Source organism: Sphingomonas liriopis (genome assembly GCF_024211255.1).
Classification (GTDB): Bacteria; Pseudomonadota; Alphaproteobacteria; order Sphingomonadales; family Sphingomonadaceae; genus Sphingomonas; species Sphingomonas liriopis.
On record NZ_JAMLDY010000006.1, the window covers coordinates 52,050 to 70,787 of the forward strand.

The window sequence follows — 18,738 nt, forward strand, 5'->3', positions numbered from 1 at the left end:
GCATGGCGCCGCACATCGACCATTACGACTGGAGCGGCGGCCGCGAGGCGCTGCTGCGCTTCGGCCCCGACACCGGCCCGGTCGTCGTCGCCGCGCTGCCGCTGTTCGAAGAAGCCAACCGTACCCGCACCTTCACCGTCGGCCTGCTGCGCGCGCTGGCGGATCGCGGCATCGCCGGGCTGCTGCCCGACGTCCCCGGCCAGGGCGAAAGCCTGACGCCGCTCGCCGACCTCACCATCCTGCGCATGGCCGAAGCGCTCGAGGCGGTCACCGGCGCCTGCCACGAAGCAGGCCGCCGCACCTATGCGCTCGGCATCCGCAGCGGCACGCTGCTCGACTATTGCGCGCTGCACAGCGGCCGCTGGCATTTCGCCCCGCAGCGTGGCGACGACCTCCTCCGCGAATTGCACCGCATCTGGCGCGCCGCCGGCCATCACGGCGACCGCGACGCGATGATCTACGGCGACGCCGACCCGGTCGAGATCGCCGGCAACCTGCTGTCCACCGATCTGCTGTCGTCGCTGTCCGCCGCCACGCCGTTCGACCGGCCCGGCAGTCCTCGCCGCGTCGTCCGTCTCGCCAGCGACCCCGCCCCCGCCGATCGCAAGATCGATGTCGCCCCGCTCTGGCGACGCAGCGAACCGGGCGATGATATCACGTTGGCACAGATACTTGCAGACGACATCGCAGAGTGGATTGCAACATGCGAAGCCTGATCGCCTTTCCATGCGCGGGCGAAACGCTGATCGGCACGCTCGACGCGGCGCTCGGTGCGACCGGTCTGCTGATCGTCTCCGGCGGCAACGAGATCCGCTGCGGCGCGCACCGCGGCATGGCTTTGCTCGCCGCCGAGGTCGCCGCGAAAGGCCGCCCCGTCTTCCGCTACGACCGCCGCGGCATCGGCGATTCGACGGGCGCCAATGCCGGTTTCCTGTCCGCCCGCGACGACCTGATCGCCGCCGCCGCCGCGTTTCGCGCCCACGCACCGCACGTCACGACGATCGTCGGCTACGGCAATTGCGACGCGGCCACCACGCTCACGCTCTACGGCCACGACGCCGGCATCGACCGCCTGCTCCTCGCCAACCCCTGGACGATCGAGGACACCGACGACCTCCCCCCCGCCGCCGCGATCCGCGCCACCTACCGCCAGCGCCTGACCAGCCCCCGCGCCTGGGCGCGCCTGCTCGCCGGTCAAATAGATATGACAAAAGCTATCAAAGGCTTACGCAAAGCATCTGCCACCCGACCACAGACATTCGCCGCCCGCGTCGTCGCTACGATTGAACGATGGGGCAACGCCGCCACGGTTCTCCTCGCCACCGGCGACGCCACCGCACAAGCCTATCGCGCCGCCGCCCGCCACCTGCCCGCGCAGCTGATCGAAACCGCCTCCCACAGCTTCGCGCGGCCGCAGGATCAGCACCGCCTGCGCGCCGCGGTGTTCGACGCGCTCGATGCGAAAAGGATGTGATTCACGCGAAGACGCTAAGACGCGAAGAGGAAGAAGGTTGTTCACGCGGAGACGCGGAGGCGCGGAGGTGGTTCGGCAGAGTCAGCCGCGGAGCGGCCTTAAATCTGATCGGGTCATGATGACGGAAGCGCTTCGCGCCAAGCACAACACCTCCGCGTCTCCGCGCCTCCGCGCGAACAAACCTTCTTCTTTTTCTCTTCGCGTCTTCGCGCCTTCGCGTGAGTCACATCTTCTTCTTTTAGTGCCTGACGTGGAAACGTTACTCCGCCGCCTCGGCCAACTCGGCGAACTCCGCCGCCGCCAGAAACCGCTCCGCGTCCAAAGCCGCCATGCATCCCGTCCCCGCCGCGGTCACCGCCTGGCGGTACACCTTGTCCGCCACGTCGCCGCACGCGAACACGCCTGGCACGCTGGTCCGCGTCGATCCCGTTTCGACCGCGATATAGCCGTCGTCGTCCAGCGCCAGATGCCCGCGGAACAGCTCGGTTGCCGGATGATGCCCGATCGCGACGAAGCCGCCCTCGACATCCAGCCGCGACGTCTCGCCCGTGACCGTATCCTCCAGCGCCAGCGCGACCAGCCCGGCATTGCCGCCACCGTCGACGAACTCGCGCACTTCCTTGTTCCACAGCACGGTGATGTTGGGATGCGCGTGCAGCCGCTCCTGCAGGATCCGCTCGGCACGCAGGGTGTCGCGACGGTGGATCAGCGTCACGTCGTCCGAATGGTTGGTCAGGTACAGCGCCTCCTCGACCGCGGTATTGCCGCCGCCGATCACCGCGACCTTCTTGCCGCGGTAGAAGAATCCGTCGCAGGTCGCGCAGGCGCTGACGCCCTTGCCCTTCATCGGCTCCTCGCTGTCGATGCCCAGCCACTTGGCCTGCGCGCCGGTGGCGATCACCAGCACGTCACCCTCGTACACGTCGCCGCCGTCGCCGATCAGCCGGAACGGCCGTGTCGACAGGTCGACCTGTATGATCGTGTCCCACATCAGCCGCGTGCCGACATGCTCGGCCTGCTTCTGCATCTGCTCCATCAGCCACGGCCCCTGGATGACATCCGCAAAACCCGGATAATTCTCCACGTCGGTCGTCGTGGTCAGCTGTCCACCTGGCTGGATGCCCTGCACGACGATCGGCGCCATGCCGGCGCGCGCGCCGTAGATCGCCGCCGACAGCCCGGCGGGACCCGAACCGAGGATGAGCATACGCGTAGTGTGGGTCGTCATGGAAACGGCTGCCTGTCGGAAATGGAAGATTCGTGACGCTGATCTAGGGTATCGCGGATCGGATTTGAACCGCCCCGTCCGGCACGCGTTGCCGCCACATAGCGGAAGGGATTATCAGTGAGCGACGAGTCGATCAGCACGACCCCCTATACGGGCCCCTCCGGCGGCTGGGGTTCGATGAAATCCGTGGCCGAGATCAACATCCGCGAAAAGGTCGGCGTCGAGACCGCGCGAGAGCTCACCCGCCAGAACAAGCCCGGCGGTTTCATGTGCGTGTCGTGCGCCTGGGGAAAGCCCGCGCATCCGCATATCGCCGAATTTTGCGAAAACGGCGCGAAGGCGACCGCGTGGGAACTCACCAGCTTCCGCACCACGCCGGATTTCTTCACGCAGCACACCGTCACCGAGCTGCGCAACTGGAAGGATTACGACCTCGAACAGGCCGGCCGCCTCACCCACCCGCTCAAATATGATGCGAACAGCGACCGCTATGTCGCGGTAAGCTGGGCGGAAGCGTTCGCGGACATCGGCGCGCACCTCAAGACCTACGACCCCACCAAAGTCGTCTTCTACGCCTCCGGCCGCGCCAGTCTCGAGACGAGCTATATGTGGGCGCTGATGGCGCGGATGTACGGCAGCCAGAACCTGCCCGATTCGTCGAACATGTGCCACGAGACGACCTCGGTCGGGCTGAAATCGGCGATCGGATCGCCGGTCGGCACGATCCACCTGTCCGACTACGACCAGTGCGACGCGATCTTCTATTTCGGCCAGAACCCGGGCGTGAACAGCCCGCGCTTCCTCCACCCGTTGCGCGCCTGCGCCAAGCGCGGTGTCGAGATCGTCGTGTTCAATCCCCTGAAGGAACGCGGCCTCGAACGCTTCACCGATCCGCAGAACCCGATCGAAATGGCGACCGGCAAATCCACCCCGATCGCCACGCAATATCACCAGGTGAAGACCGGCGGCGACATCGCCGCGCTGATGGGCATCTGCAAATACGTCATCGCGGCGGACGACCAGTGCCAGCGGATCGGCGCGCCCGCGATCCTCGACCACGCCTTCATCGCCGAACACACCACGGGATTCGAGGCGTTCGCCGACAAGGTCCGCGCCACCGGCTGGGACGAGATCGAGCGCGAGAGTGGCCTCGCCCGCAACGATCTGGAGGCCGCCGGCGCGGTCTACGTCAAATCGAAGCGGGTGATCTGCGTCTACGGCATGGGGCTGACCCAGCACGTCCACGGCATCGACAACCTCCACACGCTGGTCAATCTGATGCTGCTGCGCGGCAACGTCGGCAAGCCCGGCGCGGGCTTCGGCCCCGTCCGCGGCCACAGCAACGTGCAGGGCCAGCGCACCGTCGGCATCACCGAAAAGCCCGAACTCGCGCCGCTCGACATCCTCAAGGACCTCTACGATTTCGAACCGCCGCGGGAAAAGGGCTGGGATACGGTCGCCGCCTGCGAGCATATCGTCGATGGCACCGCACGGGCGTTCATCGGCCTCGGCGGCAACCTCGCCCGCGCGGTGCCCGACACCGCGGCGATCGAGCCCGCGTGGCAGCAGCTCGACCTCACCGTCAGCATCGCGACCAAATTGAACCGCACGCATCTGCTGCCCGGCAGGACCTGTTATCTGCTCCCCTGCCTCGGCCGGATCGAGACCGACGAACAGGCGAGCGGGCCGCAGGCGGTCACGATGGAGGACAGTTTCAGCCGCATCTACGGTTCGCGCGGCCGCGCGACGCCGGCGGCGGAGACGCTGCTGTCCGAACCCGCGATCGTCGCCGGCATCGCCAAGGCGACGATCGATCCCAATCCGAAGGTCGACTGGGACGCCTGGGTCGGCAATTACGCACTCATCCGCGATGCGATCGAGGCGACCTATCCAGACAAGTTCGCGCGCTTCAACGAACGGATGTGGACCCCCGGCGGCTTCTGGAAGGGCGTGCCCGCCACGCATCGCCAGTGGCTGACGGAGAGCGGCCGGGCGGAATTCAACGTGCCGACCGCGATGAACGCCAGCGGCTTCGTGGACGCGCCGGGCCGGTTCCGGCTGATGACGCTGCGCTCGAACGACCAGTTCAACACGACGATCTACGGCTATCACGACCGTTTCCGCGGCATCAAGGGCACGCGCGACATCGTCTTCATGAACCGCGCCGACATGGCCGAACAGGGCCTCGCCGAGCACGATCTCGTCGACCTCGTCGGCGATGCCGGCGGCAACGAAAACCGGCGCGTCGCGAAGCTGCTCGTCGTCCCCTATGACGTGCCGCGCGGCTGCCTCGGCGCTTATTATCCGGAGTGCAACATTCTCATACCGGTTACGCACAAAGCCGAACAAAGCCATGTTCCGGCTGGAAAATCCGTGCCAGTGCGCGTGGAGAAATCGTCCTGATCCTCGGCGCGATCCTCGCCGGCGGCCGCTCCAGCCGCTTCGGCACCGACAAGGCTGCCGCCCCCTATCGGGGCCGCAGCCTGTTGGATCATGCGCGTGACCTTTGCGAACTTTGGACCGACGCGACGATCGTCGTCGGCCGCCCCGGCGGGGCGCCGGACCTGCCCGGTCCCCATCTGGGGCCGCTGGGCGGCATCGCCGGCGCGCTCGACCATGCGGTGCGCCATGGCTTCACGTCGGTCCTCACCATCGGCTGCGACATGCCCAATCTGCCTGCGGATTTGCTGAAGTCACTACTACGGCGGAGCCCGAGCTATTGCGTCGACGCGCCGGTCGTCGGCCACTGGCCCGCCGCCCTGGCCCCGGCGCTGCTCGATCATATCGCAACCAGCACACGCCGTTCGGTACAGGGCTGGGCGCGTGCCATCGGCGCGCTACCGATCGCCTCGCCTGCGCCGCTCGCCAACATCAACACGCCCGCGGATCTGATGGCGCTATGACGCCATCACGGCCTGAGCCGACTCGTATCCTTTATCCCGACGGCCGCACCGCCCCCGGCACGCGCGCGGTAGCGGTCGAGGCGCCCGTCGCGATCGAGGTCGATGGCCTCGGCTATGCAGTGATGATGATGACGCCGATGGATCTCGAGGCATTCGCCATCGGCTTCATGCTCACCGAACGGCTCGCGGATACGCCGGAGGATGTCGAGGACATCGACGTCTTTCACGCCCCCGCCGGCTGGATCGTCCGCGTCGCCCTGTCCGACCGCTGCCGCCCGCGCATCCACGACCGCGTCCGCCACCGCACCAGCGATACCAGCTGCGGGCTGTGCGGCATCGCCAGCCTGGAACAGCTCGCGCGCCCCATCGCCGCCCACCCGCCGCGCCCGACCGTCACGGCGGCGGCGATCTTCGCGGCACTGGCCGCGCTGCGTGACCATCAGCATCTCAACGCCGCCACCGGCGCCGTGCATGCCGCCGCCGCATGCACGGCGGAGGGCGCCATCCTCGCAGTATTCGAGGACGTCGGCCGCCACAATGCGCTCGACAAATTGATCGGCCAGCAAGCGCGCGGTACGCCGGCCGCGTTCACGCTGGTGACGTCGCGGATCAGCTTCGAGATGGTGGACAAGGCCTTGGTGGCAGAAACGCCGCTACTCGTCGGCATCTCGGCACCGACCAGCCTCGCGATCGACCATGCGCGCGTCCATGGCCTGACGCTGGTTGCGCTCGCGCGCGCCGATGCGATGCTGGCACTCAACGACCCCTATGGCGTGTTCGGCTAGGCGCGCCAGTCCCACACGTGCGCCGACCAGTCGCGCACCGTCTCCGCCGTGCGCGACAGTCCGTCGATCAGCATATGGCGATAGGCACCGCCGAGAAACGCACTATCGGCGACGACCAGCACCATCAGCACGGCGGCCCACAGCACGCCGCGATTCATCGGCTCGGCCTTGCGGACCAGCTTCACCTCGGTGGCGCGCCGCTCTCCACGGCGCCGTTCGGGTCCCGTATAGGCGCCCGCCGGCGCGACGCGTCGTTCGACGCGGCGCCGCTCGTTCGGGAAATGATAGGACATCGGCCAAGCCTCGACGCGAACCAACCCGCCGTATCGCACGGCGGCGGTTACCAAATCGTTCGCATCTGTCGTGCAACTCACACCGGCGGCGCTACCGAAATGGTAGCGGAGGAGGGACTTGAACCCCCGACCCCAGGATTATGATTCCCGTGCTCTAACCAGCTGAGCTACTCCGCCCCGCCGTGTGAGGGGGCGCCTATAGGTGCGGCATGCCGGCCCCGTCAAGCGAACATATGACGCGACAGTGCCTCCCACGGGCCGCCGCGATACCACCAGGTCGCAAGGCCGGCGATCTCGACCTCGCGCGGCCGGAAATCGCGGCTCAGCGCGGTCAGCAGCAGCTTGGCGATGTTGGGCTGCACCTTGTTCTGGATGGTGACGTGCGGGCGCCAGCCGCCGGCATCCTGCGGCGTCAGCAGACCGGAAAAGGCTTCGGCGAGATCGCGGCGGATCGCGACCAGATCGGGCGATTCGATGCGATAGGCGACGCCGCGGCCCAGCGACATCAGCTCGCCGACGCGGGCGACCGGCGCGCGGAGCCCACGCGTCTGTTCGACCAGCCGATGCTTGAGTTCGCCCTCCGCGGAGGGCGGCAAATGGTGGAACAGCGTCAGATGCGCCGACAGCTGGTCGCGCTCGGGCGGAAAATGCGCGGTGCGTTGCGCATCGAACCAGCCCTGATCCTGCCGTCCGAACAGCGCCGTCACGATGATGGGCGCGTTCAAATCTCCACCTGGCTGCCCAGTTCGACCACGCGGTTCGTCGGCAGGCGAAAAAACTCCATGGCGCTTTCGGCGTTGCGCAGCATCCAGGCGAACAGCTTCTCGCGCCACAGCATCATGCCGGGGCGTTCGGAGGGCAGCAGCGTCTGGCGCGAGAGGAAGAAGCTGGTGTCCATCATCTTGAAATCCGCGCCACAGGCGTGGACGCGCTTCAGCGCGGCGGGCACGTCGACCTCCTCCATGAAACCGTAGCGCAGGACGAGGCGGTAGAAGCCGTCGCCCATCTCGTCGCGCGTCGCGCGCTCCGCCTCGGGCCAATAGGGCTGCGCGACGATTTTCACGGTCAGCAGGATGACGCGCTCGTGCAGGACCTTGTTGTGCTTGAGGTTGTGGAGCAGCGCGTGCGGCACGCCGTCGGACGATGAGGTCATGAACACCGCCGTCCCCGGCACACGGCTCGCCGAGCTGGCCGCCGAGGTGATGAACACCTTGATCGGCATTGCCGCCTCGTGAAGGCGGTCCATCATCAGCTTCCTGCCCTTCGACCAGGTGGTGAGGAAGGTGAAGACGATGAAACCGACCATCAGCGGGAACCAGCCGCCGTCGGGCACCTTGGTGAGGTTCGCCGAGAAATAGGCGCCGTCGACCAGGAAGAAGAGCGCCAGCAGCGGCGCGGCGGCATAGAGCGGCCAGTTCCACAACCGCGTAAGCGCGACACCGAGCAGGCAGGTGTCGATGAACATCGCCCCCGTCACCGCGATACCATAGGCGGAGGTGAGGTTGGACGAGGTACGGAAGAACAGCACCAGCAGGATCACCATCGTCATCAGCATCCAGTTGACGAGCGGGATGTAGATCTGCCCGGCGGTCGAGGCGCTGGTGTGTTCGATGCGCAGCCGCGGCATGAAGCCCAATTGGATCGCCTGTTGCGTCACCGAGAAGGCGCCGGAGATCACCGCCTGGCTGGCGATGATCGCCGCCATCGTCGCGAGGATCACCAGCGGCAGCTGCAGGCTGTCGGGCGCCAGCATGTAGAAGGGGCTGCGCAGCGCCTCCTGCCCCTCGCGGAACAGCAGCGCCCCCTGCCCCATGTAGTTGCACATCAGCGCGGGCAGCACGAACACCAGCCACGACAGGCCGATCGGCTTGCGGCCGAAATGTCCCATGTCGGCGTACAGCGCCTCCGCGCCGGTCACCGCGAGCACCACCGATCCCAGCGCGAGGAAGGCGCGAACCGGATCGATCAGGAAGAATTCGACGGCATGGTGCGGCGAGAAGGCCCACAGCACCTCGGGCGTCTGCACGACGCTGATGAGGCCGAGCACCGCGATGACGCTGAAATAGACGAGCATGATCGGCCCGAAGACGAGGCCGATGCGCGCGGTGCCGCTCTTCTGTACCCAGAACAGCGCGATCAGGATGGCGATGACGATCGGCAGGACGAGGCCGCCGAACGCCGGCGCGGCAACGGCGAGGCCCTCTACGGCGCTAAGCACGGTGACCGCGGGCGTAATCATCGAATCGCCGTAGAAGAGCGAGGTCGCGAAGACGCCCAAGAGGATGATACCGGTCGACCACCGCCGGCTCTTGGTCCGCCCGGTGACCAGTGCGAGCAGCGCGAGGCTGCCACCCTCGCCCTTGTTGTCGGCACGCATGATGATCGCGACGTATTTGATCGTGACGACGATCATCATCGACCAGAACATCAGGCTGAGCACGCCCATGATGTGCAGCGGGTCGAGCGTCAGCTGGTGATGCCCCGCGAACGTCTCGCGGAAGGCGTAGAGCGGGCTGGTGCCGATATCGCCGAAGACGATGCCGATCGCGCCGACCGCGAGCTTGAGCATGCCATCGGCGTGATGGCCGTGGCCGTCATCCTCGCCGCGCGCATCGGGTGCGGCGGCCGCTACCGGCGTGCTCACGAGTGCCGCACCCGATCCGATATCATGCGAGCAGCCCTGTTCCCAACCTGTTCCATCACGCCGCTTTAGCATGGCGCCGATGGCGGGAGCAACGGCGGCCGGCGGCCCGGTCAGGGACGGCGGAACACCTCGCGGATGACGAAGTGCGACGCGAGCCGGGTGACGCCGGGCAGCCGGGACAGCGTCTCGCGGTGGATGCGTTCGAACGTATCGTCGCGGCGCACCTCGACGTGGAGCATATAGTCCGCCTCGCCGCTCATCAGGAAACAGTCGCGGATTTCGGGGACGTCGCCGATCTCGCGCTCGAACGCGGCCATCGTCTCCTCGCGCTGGTCACGCAGCGTGACGTTGACGAGGACGACGCTGGGATTGCCGCGCGCCGCCTTGCTGAGCACCGCCTGATAGCCGGTGATGAAGCCGCGCGTGCGTAGCGACCCGACGCGCCGGTGCGCGGCGCTCGGCGACAGGCCCACCGCCTCGCCGAGCTCGGCGCTGGTGAGGTCGGAGTTGGCGAGCAGTTGCGCGAGGATCTTGCGGTCAAGAGCGTCGGGAGGAGGTTGCGTCATCGGGAACCATGGCGGGATATCGTCCCACCCTGTGCGCCGACCTTCAATCAGGTTGCAAGCCTCTCCTGCGTCACTAGGCGTATATCCGGGGCAGGACAGAGGAGATTACCCATGCGAATCGGCGTGCCCAAGGAAATCAAGAACCACGAATATCGCGTCGGCCTGACCCCGCCGTCGGTCGCCGAGCTGGTCGCCGCCGGCCATGAGGTGGTGGTCGAGACCAGGGCCGGCTCGGGCATCGATTTCGAGGACCAGGACTATATCGACGCCGGGGCGACGATCCTGCCCGATCCCGCCGCGGTGTTCGCCGCCGCCGATATGATCGTGAAGGTCAAGGAGCCGCAGGCCAGCGAGATCGCGTTGCTCGAACCGCGCCACCTGCTATTCACCTATCTCCACCTCGCCGCCGACAAGCCGCAGGCGGAAGGCCTCGTCAAGTCCGGCGCGACCTGCATCGCGTACGAGACGGTCACCGCGGCGCGCGGCGGCCTGCCGCTGCTCAAGCCGATGAGCGAAGTCGCCGGCCGCATGTCGGTGCAGGTCGGCGCGCATTACCTCGAAAAGGAACAGGGCGGCCGCGGCGTGCTGCTCGGCGGCGTGCCGGGCGTGGCGCCGGCGAAGGTCGCGATCCTCGGCGGCGGCGTCTCGGGCGTCAACGCCGCGCAGATGGCGGTCGGCATGCGCGCCGACGTGACGATCTACGACATCTCGAACGATCGTCTCGCCGAACTCGACATGTTCTTCAGCAGCCAGATCAAGACCGCCTATGCCAGCAAGGCGGCGATCGCGGCGGCGGTGAAGAACGCCCACCTCGTCATCGGCGCGGTGCTGGTGCCCGGCGCGGCGGCGCCCAAGCTCGTCACGCGCGAGATGGTGAAGACGATGAAGCGCGGCGCGGTGCTGGTCGATATCGCGATCGACCAAGGCGGCTGTTTCGAGACGAGCCATGCGACGACGCACGAGGACCCGGTGTTCGAGGTCGACGGCGTGATCCATTATTGCGTCGCCAACATGCCCGGCGCGGTCGCGCGCACGTCGGCGTTCGCGCTCAACAATGCGACGCTCCCGTTCGCACTGAAGCTTGCCAATCTGGGAGCGGAAGCTGCGATGAAGGCCGATCCGCACCTCGCCAACGGCCTCAACGTCTCGGGCGGCAAAATCCGCCATCAGGCGGTGGCCGAGGCGCTCGACCTGCCGTTCGAGGCCTGGGCTGCCTGATCGGAACGAACACGGAACATGATGGTTGAAGCCTCCGAACGACGAGAGGCTTCAACCATGTCCGAACCCGAAAACCCCAAGACCCACCCGACCTCCAACGCCGAGAAGGACCCCGACGACTGGACGACGGGCGACGAGGCGATGACCGGCGCGCAGGCGAGCTATCTCAAGACGCTGAGCGAAGAGGCCGGCGAGGCGTTCGACGACACGCTCACCAAGGCGGATGCGTCGAAGCGGATCGATGCGCTGCAGGAAAAGACCGGGCGGGGGCAGTAAGTGAGGGCTCTCGAGCTCACCCTCACCCTCACCCTATCGGCGCTGCGCGCCTCTTCCCTCTCCCATCGGGAGAGGGAAGAGATGGCGTAGCCGGCGAAGGGTGAGGGTCAGCACGCCTTCAAAGCTGGGGGATTTCAACCAACCCGTTCGTGCTGAGCCTGTCGAAGCACAGGTGGGTCTCGAGGCCCTTCGACAGGTTCAGGGCGAACGGTGGGGGTTGGATAGTCGGGTCTGTGTTCGGTCGTCAGACCTAGCCGCCCTGTTCCGCCAGCAGACGGTCGAGTAGCGCGAGCCGCATCGCGATGTCGCGGCGATAGGATGCACCCTGTGGGCTTAGCGCCAGCGCCCGTGCCCATGCTTGACGCGCCGCGGGGAAATCGCCGGCGCGTACATAGGCCAGCCCTAGGAAGAACGACGGCGCCGGATGCGCGGGCGCGACGCGGATCGCCTGACGGAAGGCGAACAGCGCCGGGGGTGACACCACGTTGCCGTCGTGCGTCGCCAGCGCGGTGCCGAGACCGGTCCACAGCATGACGCTGCGCGGATAGCGGTTGAGCCCGCCGAGGATGGCGCGCACCGCCGACCGCCGGTCGCCCGCCCGGTTCATCGCATCGGCGGCGGTCAGATAGGCGGCATCGGCGGTGAACCGTCCCAGCATCCGTTCGCGCAGGTCGAACAGCGCCGGATCGTCGATGCCGAGCCCCGCATCGGGCCGCGCCGGACTCGCCCGCATCCCCGGCGACCCCTGCCACGCATAGCCCGCCGCGCCGAGCATCAGCGCCGCGCCGACCATCGACCACAGCAGCCGATCGACGCGCAGCAGGACGAGCGCGCCGCCCGTCGCCACCGCCAGCAAGGCAAGGGTCAGCCAGCCCATCAGCGGGCCCGCCGGCGGAAGCTGGATCGCGCCACCGCCGCCCCCACCGCCAGCAACGCGATCGGCGCCAGCCACAACGGCCAAGTCGCCGCACCGAACGGCGGGTCGTAGGTGACGTAATCGCCATAGCGCGCGACAAGCCAGGTGCGGATCGCCTCCGGCCGCTCGCCCGCGGCGATGCGGCTGCGGACCAGCGCGCGCATGTCGCCGGCCATGCTGGCGTCGCTGTCGGCGATCGACTGGCCCTGACACACGACGCAGCGCAGCGTCGCCATCAGCGCGCGCGCCTGCGCCTCCTGCGCGGGGTCGCGCAGCTGCGTATAGGCGAGCCGCGCCGGCGGCGTGACGGGATCGGCGAGCGCCGGCGTCGCCAGCAGCACGATCGCGAGCCATGGCCAGCGCCGCATCAGCGCGCGCTCCTGACGGCGGCGGCGATGCCTGCGACGTCGTCGGCGCGGATGTCGCCGACATGCTGGAGGACGATCCGCCCCTTGCCGTCGATCACGAAGCTCTCCGGCACGCCCGACGAGCCGAGCGCCAGTTGCACCGCGCTCTGGCGATCGTCGCCGATCCGGTCGTACGGGTCGCCGTTGCGGCGCAGGAAGGCGGTGAGCGCGGGCACCGTGTCGCGGATCGCGATCGCGTCGACCGGCACGCCCATCGCCTTCAGCCGCAACAGCTGCGGCGCTTCCGCGGCACAGGGGATGCACCAGCTGGCGAAGATGTTGAGCAGCCGCGGCCGCCCCTGACGGAAGGTCGCGGTCGACAGGCCGGGCTTGCCCGGCGCGATCGGCGGCAGCGCGAAATCGGGCAGCGGCTGGCCGACCAGCGCCGAACGGACGACGCGATCGGCGGGCTTGAACAACCCGCTCGCCACCACGGCCAGCAACGCGGCGAACAGCGCGAGCGGCACCCAGAGCAGCCAGCGCCTCATGCCAGAGCCTCCCGAACCGCGGCGCGGCGTTCACGCCGCCAGCGTCCGACCAGCGACAGCGCGCCGCCGAGCGCGATCAGCGCGCCGCCCAGCCAGATCAGCGTCACGAACGGCTTCCACCACAGGCGCAGCTGCCAGCGTCCCTGCGCATCGGACTGACCCAATACGGTGTAGAGCTGGCCGTCCCAGCGCGTCGCGATCGCGCTCTCGCTGGTCGTGGTGACGGGGTCGGAAAAATAGCGGGACTGCGGGCGCAGCACGATCGCCGCGTCGTCGCCGCGACGCGCGCTCAGCCGCGCCTCGAGCGCCGACCAATTGTCGCCGACCACCGGCTTGATGCCGTCGAGCCGGACGACATAGGGGCCGACGCGTACCGGCTCGGCGATCCGCGCGGCGACCAATGTCTCGGCGGTATAGGCGCTGTCGCACGCCATGCCTGCGAGGCTGACCGCGATGCCGAGGTGCGCGACGACCATGCCCCAGATGAACAGCGGCGTGCGCCACGGATTGCGACCGATCAGCGGCAGCACGCTGGCGACGGCAAGCCCGGCGGCGAGCGACAGGCCGAACAGGGGCAACAGGCCCGGCGGCGCGAGGACGATCAGCGCCGCACCGGTGAAGCCGGTCGCGGCGATCGGCCAGATCAGCCGGTCGAGCAGCGCGCCCGCGTCGTCGCGCCGCCAGCGCAGCAGCGGCCCGACCGCCATCGCCATCACCAGCGCCAGCGCGATCGGCCCCGCCGCCTTGTTGAAGAACGGCGGCCCGACCGACAGCTGCACGCCGAATCCCGCTGCGACGAGCGGATAGAGCGTGCCGATCAGCACGATGCCGAGGATCACCGACAACAGCAGATTGTTGAGCACGAGGCCGCCTTCGCGGCTGACCAGTTCGAACGTCGTGCCGGCGCGCACCGTGCCGATCCGCGCGGCGAACAGCGCGAGCGCGCCACCGATATAGATGACGAGCAGCGCGAGGATGAACGCGCCGCGCTCCGGGTCGACCGCGAAGGCGTGGACGCTGGTCAGGATGCCCGAACGGACGAGGAAGGTGCCGATCATCGACATCGAGAAGGCGACGACCGCCAGCATCACCGTCCAGGCTCGCAGGCCGTCGCGCGTCGCCAGCACCGTCACCGAATGGAGCAATGCGGTCGCGGCGAGCCACGGCATCAGCGAGGCGTTCTCGACCGGGTCCCAGAACCACCAGCCGCCCCAGCCGAGCTCGTAATAGGCCCAATAGGACCCCGCGGTGATGCCGAGCGTCAGGAAGATCCACGCGCCCAATACCCATGGCCGCATCGCCTTGGCGAAGGCGGGACCGACATCGCGCGTGACCAGCGCACCGACCGCGAACGAGAAGGCGACCGAGATGCCGACATAGCCGATGTAGAGCGTCGGCGGATGGAAGGCGAGACCGGGGTCCTGCAACAACGGGTTGAGGCCGAGGCCGTCGCGGGCCGCCGGCGACAGCCGCGCGAACGGGTTGGAGGCGAACAACAGGAAAGCGTAGAAACCGAGCGCGATCCCCGCCTGCGCGCCCAAGGTCGCGATCAGCGTGGCGGCGGGCAACCGCCGTTCGAGGATCGCCACCGCGCCACCAGCGAGGCCGAGGATCGTGACCCACAGCAGCATCGACCCTTCGTGATTGCCCCAGGCGCCGGCGAATTTGTAGATCCACGGCTTGGCCGAATGGCTGTTCTCGACGACCAGCTTGACCGACATGTCGCTGGCGAGGAACAGCGCGATCAGCGCCGCCATCGCCAGCGCCGCGAGCGCGCCCTGCACGATCGCGATCGGGCGCACCGCAGCGATGGGCGCGGCCTGCCCGCGCAGGAGCCCAAGCGCCGCCATCGCCAGCTGCAGCGCGGCGAGCGCCGCGGCGAGCCACAGCGCGGCGAGGCCGAACTCCGCGGTCATGGCTCCAGCGTCCTGGTTTCGTGCATCTTGCCCGCCATTTCGGGCGGCATGTACTTTTCGTCGTGCTTGGCGAGCAGGTTGGTCGCGGTGAAGCTGCCGTCGCGGTTGAACTGCCCTTCCGCGACCACGCCGGAGCGTTCGCGGAACAGGTCGGGGACGATACCGGCGAAGGTCACCGGCGTGGTCGCGATCCCGTCGCCGACGACGAAATGGACGGTGACGCCATCGGCCGCGCGGCGGATCGACCCCGCCTGCACCATGCCGCCCAGCCGCACCGCCCGGCCGAGCGGCAGTCCCTGTTTCGCGACGTCGGACGGCGCGTAGAAGAACGACGCCTGATCCTTCAGCGCCGACATGGCGAGCAGCGCCGCGGCGACGACCGCGGCGACCGCCAGCAATGCCAGCGTCAGGCGTTGGTGTTTGGCGGTCATTTCTCGGCGCGCTTCATTGCGATGTAGCTTGCCATCGTCAGCGCCGCCGCCGCAGCGAGCGTCACGCCATAAGCGGCAAGGATGAACGGCCAGTGGTTCATGCCCGCGCCATCCGCCGCAGCCGTGCCTCGGCCTTCGTGCGGGCGAGCGCGGTACGCATCCGCATCAGCACGATGGCGGCGAACAGCAAGGTGAAGCCCGCCATCGTGAAGCCGAGCGGCCACAGGATGCTGCCGGCGATGCTCGACCGGGTGAGGCCGATCGACGGGCCCTGATGGAGCGTGTTCCACCATACGACCGAATAACGGATGATCGGCAACAACGCCGTACCAGCGATGCCGTACAGCGCCGGTATGCGCCCGTCGCCGCCGCGTTCGCTATCGGCGCGAGCGAGGGCGATATAGCCGCCATAGACGAAGAACAGCAGCAGCATCGAGGTCAACCGCCCGTCCCACTGCCACCACGTACCCCACGTCGGCCGCCCCCAGATCGATCCGGTGACGAGGCACACCGCGGCGAACACCGCCCCCGGCAGCGCGATCGCGCGTGCGGCGATCTGGCTAAGCGGATGACGCCAGACGAGGAAGGCGATGCTGCTGATCGCGATGCCGCTCCACCCGCCCATGCCGAGCCACGCAGCGGGAACGTGGATGTAGAGGATGCGGACGCTGTCGCCCTGCAGGTAATCGGGCGGCGTCTGCGTCAGCCCGGCCCAGCAGCCGATCGCGAGCAACACGACGCCGCTCCACAGCAATGCCGGCGTACACACACGGGCGAGGCGGAGAAAGCGCGTCGGATTGGCAAGGGCATGGAGGGTCGGCACGGTTGGGGCTGCCATACGAAGCTTTGCGGGCGACGTCACCATGTCCTTGCGCATGATGCGACGTGGAAAGGATACCGATCGAGGATCGAAGTAGGACACCCCGCCCCACCTACTCCGTCACCCCGGACTTGTTCCGGGGCCCACTCTGCGGCTTGGCATACGTGTCATGACGGGGCGTAGCGCCCGCGGCGCGGTGGACCCCGGAACAAGTCCGGGGTGACGAACAGTGTGGGGCAGCGCTCCCCGGATCAGCCCCGCCCGATCAGGCGCTGCGCGATCGTGTCCGCCACTTCCGCCGCCGGGCGGCCGGTGCGCTCGCTCTCGTCCCACACCTCGTCGAGCCGCGCCGGGATCTTGGCGATGCGCGCCATTACCTCGGCCTCGTCGCCCTGCCCGAGATATTCGAGCCCGACGTTGATGATGCCGCCGGCGTTGATGACGTAATCGGGGGCGTAGAGGATGCCGCGGCCGTGCAGGCGATCGTAATCCTCGCGCGTCGCCAGCTGGTTGTTGGCGCCACCCGCGACGACCTTCGCGACCAGCGTCGGGATCGTCGCCTCGGTCAGGATCGCGCCCAGCGCGTTGGGGCTGAAGATGTCCGCCTCGACGCCGAGGATCGCGCCCGCCGCGACCGTCTCCGCGCCGAGTTCGGCGGCGAGCGCCTTCGCCCGCTCCGCATCGACGTCGGCAAGCGTCAGGCGGGCGCAGTCCTTTGCCAGCAGCTTCGCAAGGCCGCCGCCGACCGATCCGACACCCTGGATCGCGACGTGCACGCCCTGCATGTCGTCGGTGCCGAGACCGCGCTTCGCCGCCGCCTTGACGCCCAGATAGACGCCGTGCGCGGTATAAGGCCCGGGGTCGCCGCCCGCCGCGCCGCTTTCCACCGGCAGGCCGCTGACGTAGCGCGTCTCGCCGGCGATCACCTTCATGCGCGCTTCGGACATGCCGACGTCCTCGGCGGTCACATATTTGCCGCCGAGCGATTCGACCGCGCGGCCGAACGCCTTCAGCCGGTCCTCGGCGATCACCGCGCCGGGCTGGTCGGCGAGGATCACGCCCTTGCCGCCGCCCAGAGCGAGGCCGGCCATCGCATTCTTGAAGCTCATGCCGCGCGACAGGCGCAGCGCGTCGGTCACCGCCTGATCGCCCGAGGCGTAATGCCAGAAGCGCGCGCCGCCAGCGGCCGGCCCGAGATGCGTGGAATGGACCGCGATGATCGCGCGAAGCCCCGATGCCCGGTCGGTGAAGGCGTGGACGCCCTCGTGCGAATCGAAATCGGGAAGATCCCACACCGAGGTCATGGCCTGCTCCGCTGCTAATAAAGTTGCGATGAGCGGTAATAATCTTTCCCGCGCATTTTGCCTACCCCTGATGGACGGGACGGAGAACGTGGGGGAAAATGGGGCGACCGACGGGACTTGAACCCGCAACTTCCGGCATCACAAGCCGACGCTCTAACCAATTGAACTACGGTCGCCGCGAAGGCTGCGCCCCTAGCGGGGGGAGGCGCGTCGCGTCAAGGCCGTTGGGTGCGTTTTAACGATCAGGGCGAATCGTCATGCTTGAAGCCCCTCCCCTTCAGGGGAGGGGTTGGGGTGGGGGAGTCCGTCTTATCCGGTTCGGCGTTCGTGATTCCTCCACCCCAACCCCTCCTCTGAAGAGGAGGGGCTTTAGAAGAGACCCTCGATCGAAAGCCGGTATCCGCCCTGCCCCACGACGAAGCCGGCGGCGGCGAGCCGTTCCCCCGCGGCAGAATCGGCGGGGGCGATGCGCAGCGCGGCGGTGTAGCGGCCCTGCCCCGTCACGCGCAATTCGACGCTCTCCGTCCCGGCCTGGCTGGCGAGCGGCAGCAGCAGCGCACCGCGATCGCAGCGCGCGATGCCCGACAGTTCGGTCGGCAGCACGATTCCCGCCGCCTCACCGACCAGCCGCGCGCGGACGCGGCCCTCGGCCTTGTCGCAAGTGTCGTCGACGAAATGGATGGTGACATCCTCCAGCGTCAGCGCGGTGACGGGCAGCGGTGCGAAGGCGTTGCCGGTCGGCAGCGTCGCGGTCATGCCGTCGATCCCCTGCCCGTGGCGGCTGAGCGTGATCGCGCCGCGCAACGCGCCGCCCGCGCCATCGACGGCGACGCGGGCGTGGCCGATCAGCAGCGCGAAGGGCGACACGCTGGCGTCGAGCGACCCCAGCGACAGGGTGCCGAACCGCGCCTCTTCCAGTCGCCCGTCCCACACGCTGCCGCTGACAGTGCGTGCGCTGAACCCCTGATCGCCGAGGCCGAGCAGGCCGAGCACCAACCGCATCGGCAGGAAGACGAGCAGCACGACCAGCATCAGGCCGCCGAACAGTGCCGCTGGACCGGTCGCCAAG

At 68.3% G+C, this 18,738-nt stretch carries 21 protein-coding genes and 2 tRNA genes; 7 read left to right on the forward strand and 16 right to left on the reverse strand.

Annotated elements, in window-relative coordinates; translation table 11 throughout:
- Positions 1-2 precede the first annotated feature (2 nt).
- Both M9979_RS06170 and M9979_RS06175 read left to right on the forward strand, forming a co-directional pair.
- Complete coding sequence (locus M9979_RS06170; protein ID WP_254288466.1) at positions 3-716, forward strand: hypothetical protein; 714 nt, start codon at positions 3-5, stop codon at positions 714-716.
- Positions 704-1,474 (forward strand): hydrolase 1, exosortase A system-associated, encoded by a 771-nt coding sequence (locus M9979_RS06175; RefSeq protein ID WP_254288467.1) that lies wholly within the window; start codon positions 704-706, stop codon positions 1,472-1,474. Before M9979_RS06170 ends, M9979_RS06175 begins: the two co-directional genes overlap by 13 nt.
- A gap of 259 nt (positions 1,475-1,733) precedes the next feature.
- Here the strand turns inward: M9979_RS06175 and trxB are convergent, their stop codons facing one another.
- Positions 1,734-2,702 carry a thioredoxin-disulfide reductase gene (gene trxB, locus M9979_RS06180; RefSeq protein WP_254288468.1) on the reverse strand — a complete coding sequence of 323 codons (969 nt, stop codon included), beginning with the start codon at positions 2,700-2,702 and terminating at the stop codon, positions 1,734-1,736.
- 117 nt (positions 2,703-2,819) lie between these two features.
- Here trxB and M9979_RS06185 point away from each other — a divergent pair, with 117 nt between their 5' ends.
- Genes M9979_RS06185 through fdhD form a run of 3 tightly spaced genes read left to right on the forward strand, consistent with a single transcriptional unit; the run spans position 2,820 to position 6,390 of the window.
- Positions 2,820-5,105, forward strand: a complete 2,286-nt coding sequence (locus tag M9979_RS06185; protein ID WP_340689050.1) for an FdhF/YdeP family oxidoreductase — start codon at positions 2,820-2,822, stop codon at positions 5,103-5,105.
- Between the two features lie 11 nt (positions 5,106-5,116).
- Positions 5,117-5,605 (forward strand): molybdenum cofactor guanylyltransferase, encoded by a 489-nt coding sequence (mobA, locus tag M9979_RS06190; RefSeq protein WP_254288616.1) that lies wholly within the window; start codon positions 5,117-5,119, stop codon positions 5,603-5,605.
- Positions 5,602-6,390, forward strand: coding sequence for a formate dehydrogenase accessory sulfurtransferase FdhD (gene fdhD / locus M9979_RS06195; protein WP_254288469.1), 789 nt, complete (start codon positions 5,602-5,604; stop codon positions 6,388-6,390). Before mobA ends, fdhD begins: the two co-directional genes overlap by 4 nt.
- Here fdhD and M9979_RS06200 read toward each other — a convergent pair.
- The 5 genes from M9979_RS06200 to M9979_RS06220 all read right to left on the reverse strand — a co-directional run bounded on the left by M9979_RS06200 (position 6,387) and on the right by M9979_RS06220 (position 9,893).
- On the reverse strand, positions 6,387-6,683 hold the full coding sequence (locus M9979_RS06200) for a hypothetical protein (protein ID WP_254288470.1): 297 nt from the start codon (positions 6,681-6,683) through the stop codon (positions 6,387-6,389). The genes fdhD and M9979_RS06200 overlap by 4 nt on opposite strands.
- A 100-nt stretch (positions 6,684-6,783) precedes the next feature.
- Positions 6,784-6,860, reverse strand: a tRNA-Met gene (locus M9979_RS06205).
- Between the two features lie 44 nt (positions 6,861-6,904).
- On the reverse strand, positions 6,905-7,408 hold the full coding sequence (locus M9979_RS06210; protein ID WP_254288471.1) for a 2'-5' RNA ligase family protein: 504 nt from the start codon (positions 7,406-7,408) through the stop codon (positions 6,905-6,907).
- Positions 7,405-9,327 (reverse strand): potassium transporter Kup, encoded by a 1,923-nt coding sequence (locus tag M9979_RS06215; protein WP_254288472.1) that lies wholly within the window; start codon positions 9,325-9,327, stop codon positions 7,405-7,407. The genes M9979_RS06210 and M9979_RS06215 overlap by 4 nt, the downstream gene beginning before the upstream one ends.
- A 110-nt stretch (positions 9,328-9,437) precedes the next feature.
- A complete protein-coding gene (locus M9979_RS06220; RefSeq protein ID WP_254288473.1) occupies positions 9,438-9,893 on the reverse strand; it encodes an Lrp/AsnC family transcriptional regulator in 456 nt (151 codons plus the stop codon).
- A gap of 111 nt (positions 9,894-10,004) precedes the next feature.
- Here M9979_RS06220 and ald point away from each other — a divergent pair, with 111 nt between their 5' ends.
- Both ald and M9979_RS06230 read left to right on the forward strand, forming a co-directional pair.
- Positions 10,005-11,111 (forward strand): alanine dehydrogenase, encoded by a 1,107-nt coding sequence (gene ald / locus M9979_RS06225; RefSeq protein ID WP_254288474.1) that lies wholly within the window; start codon positions 10,005-10,007, stop codon positions 11,109-11,111.
- Between the two features lie 57 nt (positions 11,112-11,168).
- Entirely contained in the window at positions 11,169-11,387 is a 219-nt protein-coding gene (locus M9979_RS06230) for a DUF3072 domain-containing protein (RefSeq protein ID WP_254288475.1), read from the forward strand.
- Between the two features lie 250 nt (positions 11,388-11,637).
- Here M9979_RS06230 and M9979_RS06235 read toward each other — a convergent pair whose 3' ends face one another.
- The 10 genes from M9979_RS06235 to gspN form a co-directional block, all read right to left on the reverse strand.
- Complete coding sequence (locus M9979_RS06235; RefSeq protein WP_254288476.1) at positions 11,638-12,264, reverse strand: tetratricopeptide repeat protein; 627 nt, start codon at positions 12,262-12,264, stop codon at positions 11,638-11,640.
- Complete coding sequence (locus M9979_RS06240) at positions 12,264-12,671, reverse strand: cytochrome c-type biogenesis protein (RefSeq protein ID WP_254288477.1); 408 nt, start codon at positions 12,669-12,671, stop codon at positions 12,264-12,266. Before M9979_RS06240 ends, M9979_RS06235 begins: the two co-directional genes overlap by 1 nt.
- Entirely contained in the window at positions 12,671-13,198 is a 528-nt protein-coding gene (locus tag M9979_RS06245) for a redoxin family protein (RefSeq protein WP_254288478.1), read from the reverse strand. The genes M9979_RS06240 and M9979_RS06245 overlap by 1 nt, the downstream gene beginning before the upstream one ends.
- A complete protein-coding gene (locus M9979_RS06250; RefSeq protein ID WP_254288479.1) occupies positions 13,195-15,114 on the reverse strand; it encodes a heme lyase CcmF/NrfE family subunit in 1,920 nt (639 codons plus the stop codon). The genes M9979_RS06245 and M9979_RS06250 overlap by 4 nt, the downstream gene beginning before the upstream one ends.
- Positions 15,111-15,545 (reverse strand): cytochrome c maturation protein CcmE, encoded by a 435-nt coding sequence (gene ccmE, locus M9979_RS06255; RefSeq protein ID WP_254288480.1) that lies wholly within the window; start codon positions 15,543-15,545, stop codon positions 15,111-15,113. Before ccmE ends, M9979_RS06250 begins: the two co-directional genes overlap by 4 nt.
- Entirely contained in the window at positions 15,542-15,646 is a 105-nt protein-coding gene (gene ccmD / locus M9979_RS06260; protein WP_254288481.1) for a heme exporter protein CcmD, read from the reverse strand. The genes ccmE and ccmD overlap by 4 nt, the downstream gene beginning before the upstream one ends.
- Positions 15,643-16,368: a heme ABC transporter permease CcmC gene (ccmC, locus tag M9979_RS06265; protein ID WP_254288482.1), complete on the reverse strand. Its 726-nt coding sequence runs from the start codon at positions 16,366-16,368 to the stop codon at positions 15,643-15,645. Before ccmC ends, ccmD begins: the two co-directional genes overlap by 4 nt.
- Positions 16,369-16,616: 248 nt before the next feature.
- Positions 16,617-17,669, reverse strand: coding sequence for a Glu/Leu/Phe/Val dehydrogenase family protein (locus tag M9979_RS06270; RefSeq protein ID WP_254288483.1), 1,053 nt, complete (start codon positions 17,667-17,669; stop codon positions 16,617-16,619).
- Between the two features lie 99 nt (positions 17,670-17,768).
- Positions 17,769-17,845 (reverse strand) — tRNA-His (locus M9979_RS06275).
- A gap of 193 nt (positions 17,846-18,038) precedes the next feature.
- Positions 18,039-18,737, reverse strand: a complete 699-nt coding sequence (gspN, locus tag M9979_RS06280) for a type II secretion system protein N (RefSeq protein ID WP_340689051.1) — start codon at positions 18,735-18,737, stop codon at positions 18,039-18,041.
- Between the last annotated feature and the right edge of the window lies 1 nt (position 18,738).